14 protein-coding genes are annotated in these 18218 nt (G+C 73.1%); 12 read left to right on the plus strand and 2 right to left on the minus strand.

The window, feature by feature from the left end; translation table 11 throughout:
• The first annotated feature begins 367 nt into the window (after positions 1 to 367).
• The 3 genes from AB0K80_RS18515 (at position 368) to AB0K80_RS18525 (ending at position 6075) form a co-directional block, all read left to right on the plus strand.
• A complete protein-coding gene (locus tag AB0K80_RS18515) occupies positions 368 to 631 on the plus strand; it encodes a WhiB family transcriptional regulator (RefSeq protein ID WP_003975777.1) in 264 nt (87 codons plus the stop codon).
• Positions 632 to 859: 228 nt separating this feature from the next.
• The gene (locus AB0K80_RS18520; protein ID WP_365670794.1) at positions 860 to 4567 is read left to right on the plus strand and encodes a glycosyltransferase family 2 protein; all 3708 of its coding nucleotides are present in this window, start codon (positions 860 to 862) and stop codon (positions 4565 to 4567) included.
• Entirely contained in the window at positions 4564 to 6075 is a 1512-nt protein-coding gene (locus AB0K80_RS18525; RefSeq protein ID WP_365670796.1) for a DUF5719 family protein, read from the plus strand. The genes AB0K80_RS18520 and AB0K80_RS18525 overlap by 4 nt, the downstream gene beginning before the upstream one ends.
• Before the next feature lie 49 nt (positions 6076 to 6124).
• Here the strand turns inward: AB0K80_RS18525 and AB0K80_RS18530 are convergent, their stop codons facing one another.
• Positions 6125 to 6574 (minus strand): metallopeptidase family protein, encoded by a 450-nt coding sequence (locus AB0K80_RS18530; RefSeq protein ID WP_365670852.1) that lies wholly within the window; start codon positions 6572 to 6574, stop codon positions 6125 to 6127.
• A 294-nt stretch (positions 6575 to 6868) separates the two neighbouring features.
• Here AB0K80_RS18530 and AB0K80_RS18535 point away from each other — a divergent pair, with 294 nt between their 5' ends.
• The 8 genes from AB0K80_RS18535 (at position 6869) to AB0K80_RS18570 (ending at position 15697) form a co-directional block, all read left to right on the plus strand.
• Complete coding sequence (locus tag AB0K80_RS18535) at positions 6869 to 7291, plus strand: DUF3499 domain-containing protein (protein ID WP_365670798.1); 423 nt, start codon at positions 6869 to 6871, stop codon at positions 7289 to 7291.
• A 129-nt stretch (positions 7292 to 7420) separates the two neighbouring features.
• Positions 7421 to 8785 carry a phosphomannomutase/phosphoglucomutase gene (locus tag AB0K80_RS18540; RefSeq protein ID WP_365670801.1) on the plus strand — a complete coding sequence of 455 codons (1365 nt, stop codon included), beginning with the start codon at positions 7421 to 7423 and terminating at the stop codon, positions 8783 to 8785.
• A gap of 114 nt (positions 8786 to 8899) precedes the next feature.
• The gene (locus AB0K80_RS18545; protein WP_020940431.1) at positions 8900 to 9070 is read left to right on the plus strand and encodes a Trm112 family protein; all 171 of its coding nucleotides are present in this window, start codon (positions 8900 to 8902) and stop codon (positions 9068 to 9070) included.
• Between the two features lie 157 nt (positions 9071 to 9227).
• Complete coding sequence (locus AB0K80_RS18550) at positions 9228 to 10355, plus strand: SIS domain-containing protein (protein ID WP_365670803.1); 1128 nt, start codon at positions 9228 to 9230, stop codon at positions 10353 to 10355.
• A gap of 122 nt (positions 10356 to 10477) precedes the next feature.
• Entirely contained in the window at positions 10478 to 11629 is a 1152-nt protein-coding gene (gene manA, locus AB0K80_RS18555; protein ID WP_365670805.1) for a mannose-6-phosphate isomerase, class I, read from the plus strand.
• A 145-nt stretch (positions 11630 to 11774) separates the two neighbouring features.
• Entirely contained in the window at positions 11775 to 12755 is a 981-nt protein-coding gene (locus tag AB0K80_RS18560) for a cation diffusion facilitator family transporter (RefSeq protein WP_365670807.1), read from the plus strand.
• A 728-nt stretch (positions 12756 to 13483) separates the two neighbouring features.
• Positions 13484 to 14935: an adenosylhomocysteinase gene (gene ahcY / locus AB0K80_RS18565; RefSeq protein ID WP_365670809.1), complete on the plus strand. Its 1452-nt coding sequence runs from the start codon at positions 13484 to 13486 to the stop codon at positions 14933 to 14935.
• Between the two features lie 147 nt (positions 14936 to 15082).
• Positions 15083 to 15697 carry a hypothetical protein gene (locus AB0K80_RS18570; RefSeq protein WP_365670811.1) on the plus strand — a complete coding sequence of 205 codons (615 nt, stop codon included), beginning with the start codon at positions 15083 to 15085 and terminating at the stop codon, positions 15695 to 15697.
• 22 nt (positions 15698 to 15719) lie between these two features.
• Here the strand turns inward: AB0K80_RS18570 and AB0K80_RS18575 are convergent, their stop codons facing one another.
• The gene (locus tag AB0K80_RS18575) at positions 15720 to 16724 is read right to left on the minus strand and encodes an RDD family protein (protein ID WP_365670812.1); all 1005 of its coding nucleotides are present in this window, start codon (positions 16722 to 16724) and stop codon (positions 15720 to 15722) included.
• Between the two features lie 131 nt (positions 16725 to 16855).
• Here AB0K80_RS18575 and AB0K80_RS18580 point away from each other — a divergent pair, with 131 nt between their 5' ends.
• On the plus strand, positions 16856 to 17863 hold the full coding sequence (locus tag AB0K80_RS18580) for a stage II sporulation protein M (protein WP_365670814.1): 1008 nt from the start codon (positions 16856 to 16858) through the stop codon (positions 17861 to 17863).
• The last annotated feature ends 355 nt before the right edge of the window (positions 17864 to 18218 follow it).

An 18218-nucleotide genomic window follows, 5' to 3' on the forward strand; every position in this document is an offset into this window, starting at 1 on the left:
ACCGCCCTCCCGGGACACATGGCGTCCATCCGGGCGCACGAAACGCCGTTGCGATCTCGTGATCCGACTGTGATCCGGTTCGCTTCGGCGTCCGTGCCGGAACGGGATCGAACCCGTGGGCGTCCTTCCCCGTACAGGTTCTGTGCGGGACCGGTGACCCTTGCGGGCCTCGTCCGTGTGTCAGGGTTTAGGGTGATTTGAACACTTTCCGCACGGGCTTGGTTCCGCAGAGTGAATAAGGGGCCCAATAGCAGATCTCGGCTTGACTCGCCCGGAGCAGCACACTTGTAATTTCACTCGTGTCGTTCAGCCGGGATCGGTAACGGCAACATCACGGGGACGCGGAAAGAACAGACGAGGGGCGCACATGACCGAGCTGGTGCAGCAACTGCTGGTCGACGACGCGGACGAGGAACTCGGCTGGCAGGAGCGCGCGCTGTGCGCCCAGACCGACCCCGAGTCCTTCTTCCCCGAGAAGGGCGGCTCCACCAGGGAGGCCAAGAAGGTCTGCCTCGCCTGCGAGGTGCGCTCCGAGTGCCTCGAGTACGCACTCGCCAACGACGAGCGGTTCGGCATCTGGGGCGGCCTGTCCGAGCGGGAACGCCGCCGGCTGAAGAAGGCCGCCGTCTGAGGCACCCCCCCCCGGCCCGGTCTCACCGGCTTTTCACCGACAGCGGTACGGACCCGTACGGCACACCCGCGGGAACACGTCTGAACGGCCCGTCGCAGGTGGGTTGTCCACAGGCGGCGGGCCGTCGTCCTGCCCAGCCGATAGTGTGGTCGCTCGTCCGAGACGCCCCGCCGCCCCCACCGGGCACGGGCGTCCACCGCAGTCCACCGAACCGGGGCCCGTACCTCGATGTCCGTGCACAGCCACCCGGCAGCCCATCACGACACCGCTGCCACCCCTGAGTTCCCGCGTCATGTGGTGACCGCGGTCCTCGTCTCCCACGACGGCGCCCGCTGGCTGCCCGACGCGCTCGCCGGTCTGCTCGGCCAGGAGCGCCCCGTCCAGTACGCCATGGCCGCCGACACCGGCAGCGCCGACGACTCGGCCCGGCTGGTCACCGACGCCCTCGGCGACGACCGCGTGCTGCACCTCGCCCGCCGCACCGGCTTCGGCCAGGCCGTCGAGGAGTGCCACCGCAGCGCCCCGGTCCTCACCCCGGACGAGTTGACGTACCTCAAGCGCCCCAGCGGCTGGGACCCCGTCACGCGCACGTGGCGCGACGACGCCTACGACCTCCCCGAACTGCCGCACGGCGAGCCGGTGCAGTGGCTGTGGCTGCTGCACGACGACTGTGCCCCCGAACCCGACGCCCTCGCCCAGCTGCTGCGCGTGGTGGACAACGAGTACGAGCTCGGCCGCGAGGACGTCGCCGTCGTCGGCCCCAAACTGCGCGGCTGGTACGACCGCCGCCAGCTGCTGGAGGTCGGCGTCTCCATCGCCAACTCCGGCCGCCGCTGGACCGGCCTGGACCGCCGCGAGCAGGACCAGGGCCAGCACGACCACGTCCGGACCGTGCTGTCGGTGTCCACCGCCGGCATGCTGGTCCGCCGCGACGTCTTCGAACAGCTCGGCGGCTTCGACCGGCACCTGCCCCTGATGCGCGACGACGTCGACCTGTGCTGGCGCGCGCACGCGGCCGGGTACCGCGTCCTCGTCGCCCCCGAGGCGGTCGTCCGGCACGCCGAGGCCGCCTCCCGGGAGCGCCGCACCGTCGACTGCGCCGGCCGCACCGCCGCCTCCCCGCACAAGGCCGACAAGGCCGGCGCCGTCTACACCCTCCTCGTCAACACCCGTACGGCCGCGCTGCCCTGGGTGCTGCTGCGGATCGTCCTCGGCACGCTGCTGCGGACCCTCGCCTACCTCGTCGGCAAGGTGCCCGGGCAGGCCGTCGACGAGATCCGGGGTCTGCTGGGCGTGCTGCTGCGGCCCGAGCGGATCATCGCCGGGCGGCGCGCCAGAGGCGCACCACGGATCGACAAGGGCGAGCTGCGGGCCCTGTTCCCGCCGCCCGGCGCCACCGTCCGCGTCACCGTCGAGCAGATCGCGGGCAACCTCGTCGGCCGCTCCGACCCCGAGGTCACGTCCGGGGCGGGACGCCACGGCGGCGGCCTGGAGTCGGGTCCCGGCGGCGACGACGCCGACTTCCTGGAGATCGAGCAGTTCGCCCGGCTCAAGCGCGTCGCCCGCAAGCCCGGCCCGGTGCTCTTCCTGGTGCTGCTGCTGGTCTCCCTGGTCGCCTGCCGCGCCCTCCTGGGCGGCGGCGCCCTCGCGGGCGGCGCCCTGCTGCCCGCCCCGGCCGGCGCAGGCGAGCTGTGGGCGCGCTACACCGACGCCTGGCATCCGGTGGGCGCCGGCGGCACCGCCTCCGCACCGCCCTACCTCGCGATCGTGGCGCTGCTGGCCTCCCTGCTGTTCGGCTCCACCGGGCTCGCCGTCACCATCCTGCTGGTCTGCTCGGTACCGCTGGCGGGCTTCACCGCGTACTTCGCCTCCCGCCCGCTCGTCGAGTCCCGGCTGCTGCGCGCCTGGGCGGCCGTCGTCTACGCCTTCCTGCCCGCCGCCACCGGCGCCCTGGCCGGCGGCCGGATCGGCACCGCCGTCCTCGCCGTGCTGCTGCCGCTGCTGGCCCGCGCAGGTGTCGCCGCGAGCGGCCTCGCCAACGCCTCCAGTGCGCGCGGCAGTTGGCGGGCCACCTGGGCGTACGCCCTGCTGCTGACGATCACCACGGCCTTCACCCCGGTCGTCTGGCCCGTCGCCCTGCTCCTCGGCGCCGGCGTCCTGGTGCTGCGCCGGGGTGACATCACCGCCTACGGGCTGCGCTTCCTGGCCCAGCTGGGCACGCCGCTGCTGGTCCTCGCGCCCTGGTCGCTGTCGCTGCTCCCGTTCGGCTTCTTCCAGGAAGCCGGCCTGGAGTACGGCTCCTCCGCCGCCTCCGCCCTCGACCTGCTCGGCGCGAGCCCCGGCGGACCCGGCACCGTCAGCGGCCTGATGCTCATCGGCATCGTGCTGGCCGCCCTCGCCGCCCTGCTGCGCTCCGAACGGCAGCTGTCCATCTGGACGGCCTGGACCGTCGCCCTGGTGGGCTTCGTCTTCGCCGTCCTGTCCAACGGCTCCGCCTGGGCCGGGCCCGCGACCCTGGTCTACGGCATCGCCCTCCTCGCGGCCGCCGTGCTCGGTGCCGACGGGGCACGCGCGCGGGTGGCCGAGCAGAGCTTCGGCTGGCGCCAGCCGGTCGCCGCGCTGATCGCCTTCGTCTCGGCCGCCGGCCCGCTGCTGATCGCCGCGGGCTGGATGATCCGCGGCGCCGACGGACCCGTGGAGCGCCGCGACCCCACCCAGGTCCCCGCGTTCGTCGCGGAGGAGAGCGGCACCCAGGACCAGGCCCGCACCCTCGTGCTCGACAGCGACTCCCCGGCCCACGTCGGCTACATGCTCGTCCGCGGCTCCGGAGCGCGCATGGGCGACGGCGAACTCGCCGCGTCCGACGGCGAGAACAGCAAGCTCGACAAGGTCGTCGCCAACCTCGTCGCCGGCTCCGGCGCCGACCAGGCGAACCAGCTCGGCGGCTTCGCCGTGCGCTACGTCCTCGTCCACAAGGGCGCGCCCCGCGAGATCACGCGCGTGCTGGACGCCACGCCCGGCCTGACCCGGCTCAGCCAGCAGGCGGGCGGGGCGCTGTGGCGGGTCGACCAGGAGGTGGCGCGCGCGACCATCGTGTCCCGCGCGGCCTCCGGCTCCCCGTCCGGCGCGGACGCGCCGCAGCCGGTCGCGGCCGGCCCGGTGGAGATCCACACGACGATCCCGGGCGGCCCCGCCGGCCGGATCCTGCGGCTCGCCGACTCCGCCTCCGACGGCTGGACCGCCACCCTCGACGGCAAGCCGCTCCCCCGCACCACGGTCGACGGCTGGGCCCAGGGCTTCCGACTCCCCGCCTCAGGCGGCCGACTCGACGTCACCTACGACGACCCGATCGGCCACACCGCCTGGCTGTGGGCCCAGGGCGCCCTCGCCGTGGTCCTCGTCGTGCTCGCGCTGCCCGGGCGGCGCCGCGACGTCGACGACGACCTGCCCGACGAGCCGGCCGTCCCCGCGCAGGCCGTCGCCGGCGAGGGCCGCCGGGCCCGCCGCCTGCGCGCCCAGGCGGAGGCCGACAGCGGCGAGCCGGACCAGGCCGAGGACGTCCCGCCGCCCCCCGCGCCCGCGCCGGAGGCGGCCGGGAACCAGCCGGTGGGCATCCCGCAGCAGCAGTCCTACGACCAGTGGGCGAACGCCGGGTACGGCACCGGATACGGCGACGGCCAGCAGTACCAGGGCGGCCAGCCGTACGCGCAGGACGCCTACGGGCAGCCGTACCAGGCGGACCCGTACGGGGCGGACCAGTACCAGGGCGGGCAGTACGACCCGTACGCGTACGGCGGCACACCCCAGCCGGGCGCGTACGACGGGTCGTACGACCAGACGTACCAGCAGGGGTACGACCCCGGGTACGACCCCGCACAAGCACCGCACCACCCCCACGGCACGGGCAGTGAGCGTCCCGACGGGAGCCAGCAGTGAACCGCACGACCCTGTCCCTGATCGCCGGCGCGACCGCGCTCGCCGCCGTCACCGGATTCGCCGCGCTGTCCGCGCCGGACGCCTCCGGCAAGGGGAGCCCGGCCAAGGCGGCCGCCCAACTGCCCGTGGAACGCACCAGCCTGCTGTGCCCGGCACCGAGCATCTCCGACCTCGCCGAGACGTCGTACACCTCCTTCACCCCCGTCACCAAGGGCGCGCACAGCGGCGGCAGGGCCGAACTGCAGGCGGCCGCACGGGAGTCGGCGCACACCGGCGCGGGGACCAAGAAGGGCAAGAGCGACCGGAAGAAGGCCGGCACGCCGGTCCTTCGACCCGAGCAGCCCGGCACTCCGGTGACCGGTGACACCTCCGGCGCCGACGCGCCCGCGCTGATCGGCACCGCCGACGGCGGGTTCGCGCCCGGCTGGACCGTGCAGGAGACCACCGAGGTCGCCGCGGGCGCCGGGCGGGGCCTGCAGGGCGTCAACTGCACCGCCCCGGACACGGACTTCTGGTTCCCGGGCGCGAGCACGGCGGCCGACCGGACCGACTACGTGCACCTGACCAACCCCGACGACTCGGCCGCCGTCGTCGACATCGAGCTGTACGGCAAGGACGGCGACCTGAAGTCCACGACGGGCGAGGGCATCACGGTGCAGCCGCACGCCGACGAGCCGATCCTGCTGTCCACGCTCACCGACGAACGCCAGACCGACCTGACCGTGCACGTCAGTGTGCGCAGCGGGCGGGTCGGCGCGGCCGTGCAGGCCCTGGACGACAAGCTCGGCGGCGACTGGCTGGCCGCCTCCGCGGACCCGGCCGGCAGCCTGGTCGTCCCGGGCATCCCCAAGGACGCCACGGCCGTGACGCTGGTCGCCTTCACGCCGGCCGACGCCGACGCGGACCTGAAGGTGAGGCTGGCGTCCCCCTCCGGCACGATCACGCCCGCCGGGCACGAGACGGTGCACGTCAAAGGAGGCATGACCACCGCGGTCGATCTGGGCGACGTCACGCGGGGCGAGGCGGGATCCCTGGTGCTGACGCCGACGGACCAGGCGGTGCCGGTCGTGGCGGCGGTGCGGGTCGTACGCGGCAAGGGCGACAAGCAGGAGACCGCGTTCATCCCCGCGACGCGGCCCGTCGGCACCCGCGCGACCTCCGCGGACAACAGCGCGAAGGGCAGCACCCTGTCCCTGGCCGCTCCCGACGGCACCGCCACGGTCAAGGTCACCGCGTCGGCGGGCAGCGAGGGCGGTACGCCGGTGTCCAAGACGTACACGATCAAGGCCGGCACCAGCCAGGACATCGCCCCACCCGTCCCGGACGGCCTGAAAGGCACCTACGCCCTGACGGTCGAGACGGTCTCGGGCGGCCCGGTCTACGCGGCCCGCACGCTCGCGGCCACGGAGGACGGAGTCGCGGGCTTCACCATCCAGACCCTCCCGAACGACCGGGGGACGGTGGCGGTGCCGGCAGCGGACGAGGACCTGTCGGTGCTGCAGCGCTAGGGGCGGCAGCGGCAAGGATCCGGCGGCAGGGGAGGCGGCGGCAGGGCCGTCAGTCCTCCCCGTACCGCGGATCCACCGTCTCCGGCGTCAGCCCGAGCAGCTCCGCGACCTGCTCGACCACCACCTCGTGCACCAGGGCGGCCCGCTCGTCCCGCCCCTTCGTGCGGATCTCCACCGGCCGCCGGTACACCACCACGCGCGCAGGCCGCCCGTCCCGCGCCGGAACCGTCCCTCCGAGCGGCACCGCCTCGTCGCTCCAGACGTGCCCGGTCCCGTCCAGCCGGGGCACCTCGAGCACGACGAAGTCGATGTCGGCGAGTTGCGGCCACCGCCGCTCCAGACGCTCCACGGAGTCCTGCACCAGGTCCGCGAACGCCTCTGCGCGGCTCGCCGCGAGCGGCACCTGCGGCGGTGCGATCGGGCCGCGCATGCCCCGGCCGTGGCGATCACGGCGCCGGGGCCCGCGACCGGTGGCACGGGGCGTCACAGGGTTCTCCATCACTGGTGAAGGGTAGTCCCCGCCACGCCCGGGCGCCCGGCTCCACACGGCATGCCGACCGCATCCGGCCGACCCGTACGGCATGTCACTCCCTGACCATTTCAGCCAAGGTCGGGCTCGATTCCGTATCTCTCCGAGACCGGTCAGGTGAAGGCAATTGATGAGGTTTGTACCGAGTGGTGACCGCTTTCAGTACCGTCCGGCCGTCCGGACCGGACCGTCCGGGCAGGTCAGCGAGGTGTGTCCGGAGGGGGGTGTGGGGCGTCTCACAACACGACACGGTGGAGTGACCTGGTGGAGAGTCGTCGCGGCCCGCTCAAGAGTGCGGTACCGTCCAACGTCGTGAGCCCTGTACGTCGCTGTTCGCGCACCGCCTGCGGCCGTCCCGCCGTCGCGACGCTGACGTACGTCTACGCCGACTCCACCGCCGTCCTCGGCCCGCTCGCCACCTACGCCGAACCCCACTGCTACGACCTGTGCGCCGAACACTCCGAGCGCCTCACCGCCCCGCGCGGCTGGGAGGTCGTCCGGCTCCTGGACGGATCGGCCCCGGCGCGGCCCAGCGGAGACGACCTGGAAGCGCTCGCCAACGCCGTGCGCGAGGCGGCCCGCCCGCAGGAGCGCGCGGCCCAGGCCGGCGGCGCGGCACGGGCCGCTGACCCGATGGAGGTCGCGCGGCGCGGGCACCTGCGGGTGCTGCGGTCACCCGACACCTGAGCCGGCCCGGCACCGGGCCCGGTCCCGGGTTTCCTGGTCCCTGACCCCTTGCTCCCCGCCCAGCGCTGCCGACGCCAGGGGTGCGAGTAGTTTGGGGTGACCGACAGGACTTTTTCAGGAAGGTTGGCCGTGGCTGCTGATCTGTCGCAGGTCGTGAAGGCGTACGACGTACGCGGTGTCGTTCCCGACCAGTGGGACGAGTCCCTGGCCGAGCTGTTCGGGGCGGCCTTCGTCCAGGTGACCGGCGCCGGCGCCCTCGTCACCGGGCACGACATGCGGCCCTCCTCCCCGGGACTGGCAGCGGCCTTCGCGCGCGGGGCGGCGGCACGCGGCGCCGACGTGACCGAGATCGGCCTGTGCTCGACGGACCAGCTCTACTACGCCTCGGGCGCGCTGAACCTGCCCGGCGCGATGTTCACCGCCTCGCACAACCCGGCCCAGTACAACGGCATCAAGATGTGCCGCATGGGCGCCGCCCCGGTCGGCCAGGACACGGGCCTCGCCGAGATCCGCGAACTCGTCGAGCGGTGGAGCGACTCGGGCGCTCCTGAGCCGGCCGCCCGCCCGGGCACGGTCACGCGGCGCGACACGCTGGACGACTACGCGGCCCACCTGCGCTCCCTCGTCGACCTGACCTCCATCCGCCCCCTGAAGGTCGTCGTCGACGCGGGCAACGGCATGGGCGGCCACACCGTCCCGACCGTCTTCTCCGGCCTGCCCCTGGACCTCGTCCCGATGTACTTCGAGCTGGACGGCACCTTCCCCCACCACGAGGCCAACCCGCTCGATCCGGCCAACCTCGTCGACCTGCAGAAGCGGGTCCGTGAGGAGGGCGCCGACCTCGGCATCGCCTTCGACGGCGACGCCGACCGCTGCTTCGTCGTCGACGAGCACGGCGACCCGGTCTCGCCTTCGGTGATCACCGCCCTGGTCGCCTCCCGGGAGCTCGCCAGGCACGGCGGCCGGGGCACGGTCATCCACAACCTGATCACGTCCTGGTCGGTCCCGGAGGTCGTCAGGGAGAACGGCGGCACCCCGGTCCGCACGCGCGTGGGCCACTCGTTCATCAAGGCCGAGATGGCGCGCACCGGCGCGATCTTCGGCGGCGAGCACTCCGCGCACTACTACTTCCGCGACTTCTGGAACGCCGACACGGGCATGCTGGCCGCCCTCCACGTCCTCGCCGCCCTCGGCGGCCAGGAAGCCCCGCTCTCCGCCCTGGTCGCCCAGTACGACCGGTACGCCGGCTCGGGCGAGATCAACTCCACGGTCGACGACCAGGCCGCCCGCCTCGCCGCGATCCGCTCGGCGTACGAGGGCCGCGAGGGCGTCCACCTCGACGACCTGGACGGCCTGACCGTCTCCGCCGCCGACTGGTGGTTCAACGTCCGCCCCTCCAACACCGAACCGCTGCTGCGCCTGAACGCGGAGGCCCGGGACGCCGCGACGATGGCGAGGATCCGGGACGAGGTCCTGGCGCTCATCAGGGGCTGAGCAAACCACGGGCTGCGAGCCCGTGGTCCGCCCCGACCCCCCACCGGCCACCCCGCACCAGCGGTACGCTGACCAGCACATCCGCAGACCGCACCCGCCCCGAAGGGAACCCCCATGCCGCTCGAAGCCGGCCTTCTGGAGATCCTCGCCTGCCCGGCCTGCCACGCCCCCCTCAAGGAGCAGGACGCCGAGCTGATCTGCACCGGCCAGGACTGCGGCCTGGCGTACCCGGTGCGCGACGGCATCCCCGTCCTCCTCGTCGACGAGGCCCGCCGCCCCGCGTAACGCCCGGGCCCACGCCGGCGCCGGCCCGCCCGCCCGGTGCCGCCCCTCTCGGTGTACGCGCACCCGGTCACGCAGCCCGGTGCATACACACCCGGCGTCACGGACACCGTTGTAGGACACCGCCGTAACGGAACACCGGCCATCGGAGGCTCCGCCCATGCTCGACGAAGCGCTGCTCGACTCCCCGGAGGGCCTCGCCGAGGCCGACCAGCGCGGCCTGCTCCGCGGCGCCGCCGAAGCCGGTGCCCGCGTCCGCACGGCCGCCCGGCACGCCGCCGAAGCCGGCATCAACGACCTCAAACCCGACGGCCGTCCCCGCGCCGTCCTCATCGCGGGCCCCGGCGCCGCCGCCACCCACACCGCCGACCTGCTCGGCACGCTCGCAGGGGCCGGCAGCCCCGTCACCCGCCTCGCCCCCACCGGCGTCGCCCCGGCCGCGGGCGCCCTGCGCTGGGAGCTGCCCGGCTGGGCCGGCTCGGTCGACCTGCTGCTGATCGCCACCCCCGACGGCACCGAACCGGGCCTGGCGCTGCTCGCCGAGCAGGCCTACCGGCGCGGCTGCACCGTAGTCGCGGTGGCCCCCGCCGGCACACCGCTCGCCGAAGCCGTCGAAGGCGCGCACGGCCTGTTCGTCTCCATGGCGACCGCCCCGTACGACCTGGACGAACCGCTCGCCGCGTCCGCGCCCGGGGTGCTGTGGGCGCTGCTGACCCCCTTCCTCGCGCTGCTGGACCGTACGGGCCTGCTCAGCGCCCCGCCCGACGCGCTGGAGAAGGTCGCCGACCGTCTCGACCAGGTGGCCGAACGCTGCGGGCCCGCCATCGCGACCTACAGCAACCCCGCCAAGACCCTGGCCGCCGAGCTCGCCGACGCCCTGCCCATCGTGTGGACCGAGGGCGTCTCGGCCGGTCCCGCCGGCCGCCGCTTCGCCGCCGCGCTCGCCGAGCTGTCCGGCACCCCGGCGGTCGTCGCCGAGCTGCCCGAGGCGCTCGCCGCGCACAGCGCCCTGCTCGCCGGCCCGCTCGCCGCCGGCGCCGACCCCGACGACTTCTTCCGCGACCGCGTCGAGGAGCCGCCCGCCCTGCACGCGCGCGTGGTCCTGCTCCGCGACCGCCCCATCGGCGACCTCACCGCCGCCCCGGCCGCCCGCGACGTGGCCCTCAGCCACGACACACCGATCAGCGAGCTGGAACCGGAGGCCGGCGACGAACTGGAGACCCTCGCGGAACTGATCGCCATCACGGATTTCGCCGCCGTTTACCTGGCGCTCGCCTCAAGGGCCTGATCTTGCCCAGGACACCCTGACCGCCGCGCGTCCGGCCGCCCGGAGCCGCCGTACGCGCGTGCGGGTCCGGAAAGCCGCCCCGCACCCGCGCGCGTACGCACCGAGAACCGCAGGAAGACCCCATGGACCGCCTCGACAACACCATCCGCCCCTACGCCTGGGGTTCCCCCACCGCCATCCCGCGGCTGCTCGGCGTCGAACCGACCGGCGAGCCGCAGGCCGAGATGTGGATGGGCGCCCACCCGGGCGCACCCTCGCGCACCGGCCGGGGCACGCTCGTCGAGGTCATCGACGCCGACCCCGAGAAGGAACTCGGCCCCGCGTTGGTCGCCAGGTTCGGCCCCCGCCTGCCCTTCCTGCTGAAGATCCTCGCCGCCGCCGCCCCGCTCTCCCTCCAGGTGCACCCCGACCTGGAGCAGGCGCGGCAGGGCTACGAGGACGAGGAGCGGCGCGGCATCCCCGTCGACGCCCCGCACCGCAACTACAAGGACGCCAACCACAAGCCCGAGCTCATCTGCGCGCTCACCGAGTTCGACGGCCTGTGCGGCTTCCGCGACCCGCTGCAGGCCGCCGGCCTCCTCGACGACCTCGGCGTGAACTCCCTCAAGCCGTACGTCGACCTGCTGCACGCCCACCCCGAGGACGCCGCCCTGCGCGAGGTGCTCACCGCGATCCTCACCGCCGACCCCGAGGAGATGTCCCGCACGGTCGCCGAGGCCGCGGCCGCCTGCGACCGCCTCGGCGGCGCCTACGCCCCCTACGCCGACATCGCCCACCACTACCCGGGCGACCCCGGCGTCCTCGCCGCCATGCTCCTCAACCACGTCCGGCTCCAGCCCGGCGAGGCCCTATTCCTCGGCGCCGGCGTCCCGCACGCCTACCTCAGCGGCCTCGGCGTGGAGATCATGGCCAACTCCGACAACGTGCTGCGCTGCGGCCTGACACCCAAGCACGTCGACGTACCCGAACTCCTGCGCGTCGTCCGCTTCACGCCGACCGACCCCGGCGTGCTGCGCCCGGAGGCGTCCCCCGACGGCGAGGAGGTCTACGAGACACCGATCGACGAGTTCCGCCTGTCCCGGTACGTCCTTCCGCCCGGCGGCGCCGCCCACGACCTGACCCGCCCGACCCCGCAGATCCTGCTGTGCACCGCCGGCGCCGTCCGCACGGGAGAACACGAGCTGAAGCCCGGGCAGTCCGTCTTCGTCCCCGCGGGCGAGAAGGCCGACGTGTCCGGCGCCGGCACGCTCTTCCGGGCCACCGTCGTCGCATGAACCTCCCCGTGACGGCTACCTGACACATCGCTCTCCGACCGGGCTGCAACAATGGCCCACCGTCAAGCACGGGCAAAGTCCGGGGCGGCGTACGGCGGCGTACGCCCGGCCCGGGACACGGCGTACGAAGGGACAACGCGGACACATGAGCGCGTCAGGCGGCACCAGGGCGATCGTGGCGGCACTCGCCGCCAACCTCGCGATCGCGGCATCGAAGTTCGTGGCGTTCGCGTTCAGCGGCTCGTCCTCGATGCTCGCCGAGGGCGTCCACTCGCTCGCCGACTCCGGCAACCAGGCCCTGCTCCTGGTCGGCAGCAAGAAGGCCCAGCGCGAAGCCACCCCGCAGCACCCCTTCGGCTACGGCCGCGAACGCTACATCTACGCCTTCCTGGTCTCCATCGTCCTGTTCTCGGTCGGCGGCATGTTCGCCCTCTACGAGGGCTACGAGAAGATCAAGGAACCGCACGAGCTGGAGCACTGGTACTGGCCGGTCGGCGTCCTCGTCTTCGCGATCATCGCCGAGGGCTTCTCCTTCCGCACGGCCATCAAGGAGTCCAACACCCTGCGCGGGACGCGCTCCTGGAAGCAGTTCGTCCGCCACGCCAAGGCCCCCGAGCTGCCGGTGGTCCTCCTGGAGGACTTCGGCGCCCTCGTCGGCCTGGTCCTGGCCCTCGGCGGTGTCGGCCTGGCCCTGGCCACCGGCAACGCCGTCTGGGACGGCATCGGCACCATCTGCATCGGCGTCCTGCTCATCCTGATCGCCCTGGTCCTCGCCGCCGAGACCAAGTCCCTGCTGCTCGGCGAGGCCGCGGGCGCCGAGGAGACCCGGAAGATCGAGTCCGCGCTCGTCGACGGCGACACGGTCACCCGCATCATCCACATGCGCACCCTCCACCTCGGCCCCGAGGAACTGCTGATCGCCGCCAAGATCGCCGTCCAGCACGACGACACGGCCGGCGAGATCGCGAACGCCATCAACGCCGCCGAGGCCCGCATCCGCGACGCCGTGCCCATCGCCCGCGTGATCTACCTCGAGCCGGACATCTACAGCGATGCCGAGGCCGCCAAGGGCCCCGACCGCGAGGCCACCCCCGGCGGCCCGGTCCCGCACGCCGAGGAACACTGAGCCCCCACGCCCACCTGCCCCCGGGGCCCGCCGAGCCGTCGGCGGGCCCCGCCGGCGTTCCGCCGCCCCTCAGCCCCGCACCGGCCACGTCCGCCGGCGAAGCGGCCGCCCGGCAGCGCCGTGCGACGACCGCGGCGACCGCGAGACCCACCCCGGCCCAGCGCGCCCGACGCGAGCAGCGCCGGGGCGGTCCGGTCACCTCGCGTTCGTGAACAGCCGACCCTTCACCACCCGGACGTCGCAGGGCCGGTGCATCCCGCCCGCCACACCGTCCGCGTGGTACGTGCCCGGGACGGTGCAGCACGCCACGCGGTCTCCTCCGGCCCCGATGACCCGCTGCACGAGCGCCCCGTCGAAGCCTTGCCCCGCGCCGCACGTCGTCCCCGCCGACCCGCTCGACTGTCCGCGAGGGATGGAGGGGAGCGGCTCACCGTGAACTCCCCGTGCCTGGCGACGCCGGCCCCGTGCACGCGCGGTGATCGTCCTGATGTGTTCGCCAGGCGGACTGGGGATGCCGGGGGCGTCCGGTGTAGCTTGGGACGGAGCCAGACGTCGCTGCTGATGGCGGTCGGGCGGCCCCCGAAGCGGGCCGACCGAGGGAGAGAGGGCCTCCGACGGACTGCGCTGCGCGTACGCGGGCATGCCTGTGCCCTCTTCGGGCACCCCTGTGTCCGCCGCCGCGCAGATCAGCCGTACCCACCTCGACCCAACCCGAGGAGCAGCTCTTCATGACGACTGTCGCACAGGACTTCAAGGTCGCCGACCTCTCCCTGGCCGAGTTCGGCCGCAAGGAGATCACCCTCGCCGAGCACGAGATGCCGGGCCTGATGGCGATCCGCAAGGAGTACGCCGAGGCGCAGCCCCTCAAGGGCGCCCGCATCACCGGCTCCCTGCACATGACCGTGCAGACCGCCGTGCTCATCGAGACCCTGGTCGCCCTCGGCGCCCGGGTCCGCTGGGCCTCCTGCAACATCTTCTCCACCCAGGACCACGCCGCGGCCGCCATCGCCGTCGGCCCGAACGGCACGCCCGACAACCCGCAGGGCGTCCCGGTCTTCGCCTGGAAGGGCGAGACCCTCGAGGAGTACTGGTGGTGCACCGAGCAGGCCCTGACCTGGCCGGACAGCCCCACCGGCGGCCCCAACATGATCCTGGACGACGGCGGTGACGCCACCCTCCTCGTCCACAAGGGCGTCGAGTACGAGAAGGACGGCAAGGTCCCCTCGCCCGACACCGCCGAGTCCGACGAGCACCGCGTCATCCTCGAACTGCTGACCCGCACGCTCAGCGAGAACCCGCAGAAGTGGACCCAGCTGGCGTCCGAGATCCGCGGCGTGACCGAGGAGACCACCACCGGCGTGCACCGCCTGTACGAGATGCAGCGCGAGGGCACCCTCCTGTTCCCGGCGATCAACGTCAACGACGCCGTCACCAAGTCGAAGTTCGACAACAAGTACGGCTGCCGCCACTCCCTGATCGACGGCATCAACCGCGCCACCGACACCCTGATCGGCGGCAAGACCGCGGTCGTCTGCGGCTACGGCGACGTGGGCAAGGGCTGCGCGGAGTCCCTGCGCGGCCAGGGCGCCCGCGTGATCGTCACCGAGATCGACCCGATCTGCGCCCTGCAGGCCGCGATGGACGGCTACCAGGTCACGACCCTCGACGAGGTCGTCGAGACGGCCGACATCTTCATCACCACGACCGGCAACAAGGACATCATCATGGCCAGCGACATGGCCAAGATGAAGCACCAGGCGATCGTCGGCAACATCGGCCACTTCGACAACGAGATCGACATGGCCGGCCTCGCCAAGGTCCCCGGCATCGTCAAGGAAGAGATCAAGCCGCAGGTCCACACCTGGACCTTCCCCGACGGCAAGAAGATCATCGTCCTCTCCGAGGGCCGCCTGCTGAACCTGGGCAACGCCACCGGCCACCCGTCGTTCGTGATGTCCAACTCCTTCGCGGACCAGACCCTGGCCCAGATCGAGCTGTTCACCAAGCCCGACGCGTACCCGACCGGCGTCTACGTGCTGCCCAAGCACCTCGACGAGAAGGTCGCCCGTCTGCACCTCGACGCGCTCGGCGTGAAGCTGACCACGCTCCGCCCCGAGCAGGCCGAGTACATCGGTGTGAAGGTCGAGGGCCCGTACAAGCCGGACCACTACCGCTACTGAGCCCGTACCGCCCGGTGAGCGCGCCCGCGCACGGAAGCGCTCACCGGCGGCACGTCCTCGGAGGCAGGCCCCCGCACCCCCGTGCCGGGGGCCTGCCCCGTTCGCCCGACCAGCGGCCGGACCAGCCCCTCACGCCCCAGGACCTCCATGCCCCGCGGCCGTTATTCGCTCCACGATCCGCACGATCACACCCCCCTCGCAGAAGAGCACTTCCACTGCGCCGTCGGCCCCTCCGGCTGGCGCTACGTCTCACGGCTGACCACCCCCTCGGGCGATCACCGCGGCTCCGTCGACCTCGCCCTCGATGAACTCGGCCGCCCCATCCGTCTCGAACTGCACGCGGCGGACTGGCAGGTCCGTGGCGCCGCCCTGGACGGTGTCACCTGGGTCCGCACCGACCCCACCGGCACCCATGCCACGGAAGGCAACGTGCGCGCCCACGCCTTCACCGGCACCTCCCCCGCGTTCCTGATCGCCACCACCCGTCTGCTGCGCCTCACCCCCTCGTCCACCCCGACCCGCGTACGCCTGGTCGCCTTCACGGACCCGGTCCTCGCCCCCCGCACCGTGGACCAGTCCTGGGCCTTGCTGAACAGAGAAACACACGCCACTGACAACGGCCCCCTCACGGTGGACGCGTACCAGGTCACAGCCCTGGACACGGGCGAGCAGCACACCGTGCACATCGCCTCGGACGTGGTCCTCTCGGCGCCCGGCATCGAACTGGAAGACCTCGAATCGCCCCCGTCGGTGTTCCCCTGACGGGGGAGGGGCAGACGCTGACCTACGCCGGCGGCACGAACCCGGTGCCCGGACGGCCGGAGCCCCGCGCATCCGGCGCGGCCGCCGAGCTCTCCTCGCCGCCCGAAGGCACGGCGGTGCCGTACTCGGCAGGCCGCGGTACGTCCGCACGCCCCGAAAGACGGGCGGTAGACGAAGCCCCCGGCACCACCGCAGGACCGAACACCCCCGGCGCCCCGGACACCCCGGAGGTCCCGGGCGGGGAACCGGCACCGGCCGCCCCGCCGCCCGCCCGCGCATCGCTTGCGAAGGCCCGCTGAGCCTCCCGGGCCTGCCGCTCCTGCACCACCGCCGCCAGATAGACCGGCGGCGGAACATCCGCCGGCACCGGAGCACCCGTACGCTCCGCGAGATCAGCCGCCAGCCGCTCCGCCATGGCCCAGCCCACCTGCGGGTCCAACTGCCGCATCCGCGTCAGGTACTGCCGTACGGCCAGCCACAGACCGTCGGGAACCGCGGACAGGTCGAGCCCGGCGAACCGCCCGGCCAGCCAGGGCGGAGGCGGCGGCACGAACCCCGCCCGCGCGACCGGCACCCGCTCCCGTACGACGAGCGTGCCCGCGAACACGTCCCCGAGCCGCCGCCCACGCGCCGACACCAGCGAGGCGATACAGGCCACGACCCCGAACGTCATCAGGATCTCGACGACCGCGATCAGCCCCCGCACCAACGCGTGCCGGAAGCGGATCGGCCCGCCGTCGTCGCGCACCACCCGCAGTCCGGCGGCCACCTTCCCGAGGGACCGCCCCTGCGTGAGCGTCTCCACCGCGATCGGCCCGCCCACCAGCACGAGCACGAACGCCGCGATCGACAGTGCCGTCTGCGCCGCCTCATCCAGCGAAGCCGTGGCAGCCACCAGGGCGATCGTCACGGCGACGTACGCCGCCACGTACACCACCAGATCGAGCAGCACGGCCAGCGCCCTGCTGGGCAGCCTCGCGGGGCGCAGCTCCAACGCCACCGCCTCGCCCGTCACCAGCTCACTCACGCCCGCCGTCCTTCCCCTGGCCTGCCCCCGACACCGCCAGTCTGCCAAGCTGAGGGCACATCGCAGTACGACAAGCAGATCATGCTGATCCACGAGAGCCGTCGCCGTACAGCCGAGGAGCAGGCACACAGATGGACCTGGACGTCTTCGTCTCCGCCCACCGCGCGGAGTGGGACCGCCTCGACGCCCTGCTCCGGCGCCAGCGCCGCCTCACCGGCGCCGAGGCCGACGAACTCGTCGTCCTCTACCAGCGCGCCGCGACCCACCTCTCCCTGATCCAGTCCAGCGCCCCCGACCCGCAGCTGACCGGCCGCCTCAGCCAGCTCGTGGCACGCGCGCGCAGCGCCGTGACCGGCACCCGACGCGCCTCCTGGCGCGATGTCACCCGCTTCCTCGCCCACAGCTTCCCCGCGGCCGTGTACACGTCGCGCCACTGGTGGGTGCCCACCGCACTCCTCTCCACTGCCGTAGCGGCCCTCCTCGGCTGGTGGATCGGCACCCACCCCGACGTCCAGGCCACCATCGCCGCCCCCAGCGAACTCCGAGAGCTCACCCGCCCCGGCGGCCAGTACGAGACGTACTACTCGAGCCATCCCGCGGCGTCCTTCGCCGCCCAGGTCTGGACGAACAACGCGTGGGCCGCCGCCCTCTGCCTCATCCTGGGCGTCTTCCTGGGCCTGCCCGTCCTGTGGATCCTCTTCCAGAACATGCTCAACCTGGGCATAGGCATCGGCCTGATGTCCTCGGCCGGCCGCCTCGACACCTTCCTCGGCCTCGTCCTGCCACACGGCCTCCTGGAGCTGACCGCGGTCTTCGTCGCGGCCGGCACCGGCCTGCGCCTCGGCTGGACCCTCATCGACCCCGGTCCGCGCACCCGGCGCACCGCCCTGGCGGAGGAGGGCCGAGCCGCCATCGGCATGGCCATAGGCCTGGCCCTGGTCCTCTTCGTCTCCGGCGCCATCGAAGGTTTCGTCACCCCGTCCGGCCTGCCCACCTGGGCCCGGATCGGCATCGGAGTCGTCGCCGAGCTGCTCTTCCTGACCTACGTCTACGTGCTCGGCGGCCGCGCGGCCCGCGCGGGGGACACCGGCGACCTCGACGCGTCCGAGCGCAGCGCCGCCGTGCCCACGGCCGCCTGATGTGCATACGCGCCCGTTCAGCTGCTAGTCTCCTCTTCGCCCCGCAGGAGCCGTTGACACGGAGGATGCGGGGAGGTAGATTCGAACAGTTGCCTGGAGATGGGTTGAGACCCTTCCGGCAGCGGTGAACATCTATCCGCTTCTCGGAAACGCTGATTTCGGAGAAGCCCCTCCCGATGAATCGGAATGGATGGCCGGTCAGTCCGGCCCGAAACCTCTGATAAAGTCGGAACCGCCGGAAAGGGAAACGCGGAAGCGGGAACCTGGAAAGCACCGAGGAAATCGGATCCGGAAAGATCTGATAGAGTCGGAAACACCGAAGGGAAGCGCCCGGAGGAAAGCCGCGAGAGAGTCT

The organism is Streptomyces sp. NPDC052682 (genome assembly GCF_040678435.1).
Lineage (GTDB): Bacteria > Actinomycetota > Actinomycetes > Streptomycetales > Streptomycetaceae > Streptomyces.

Bases quoted from the DNA above. Each gene is read 5' to 3' on its own strand.
- AB0K80_RS18545 (WP_020940431.1), top strand. From the start codon at position 8,900: ATGCCGCTCGAAGCCGGCCTTCTGGAGATCCTCGCCTGCCCGGCCTGC.
- AB0K80_RS18520 (WP_365670794.1), top strand. From the start codon at position 860: ATGTCCGTGCACAGCCACCCGGCAGCCCATCACGACACCGCTGCCACC.
- AB0K80_RS18570 (WP_365670811.1), top strand. From the start codon at position 15,083: ATGCCCCGCGGCCGTTATTCGCTCCACGATCCGCACGATCACACCCCC.
- ahcY (WP_365670809.1), top strand. From the start codon at position 13,484: ATGACGACTGTCGCACAGGACTTCAAGGTCGCCGACCTCTCCCTGGCC.
- manA (WP_365670805.1), top strand. From the start codon at position 10,478: ATGGACCGCCTCGACAACACCATCCGCCCCTACGCCTGGGGTTCCCCC.
- AB0K80_RS18550 (WP_365670803.1), top strand. From the start codon at position 9,228: ATGCTCGACGAAGCGCTGCTCGACTCCCCGGAGGGCCTCGCCGAGGCC.
- AB0K80_RS18515 (WP_003975777.1), top strand. From the start codon at position 368: ATGACCGAGCTGGTGCAGCAACTGCTGGTCGACGACGCGGACGAGGAA.
- AB0K80_RS18530 (WP_365670852.1), bottom strand. From the start codon at position 6,574: ATGGAGAACCCTGTGACGCCCCGTGCCACCGGTCGCGGGCCCCGGCGC.
- AB0K80_RS18580 (WP_365670814.1), top strand. From the start codon at position 16,856: ATGGACCTGGACGTCTTCGTCTCCGCCCACCGCGCGGAGTGGGACCGC.
- AB0K80_RS18560 (WP_365670807.1), top strand. From the start codon at position 11,775: ATGAGCGCGTCAGGCGGCACCAGGGCGATCGTGGCGGCACTCGCCGCC.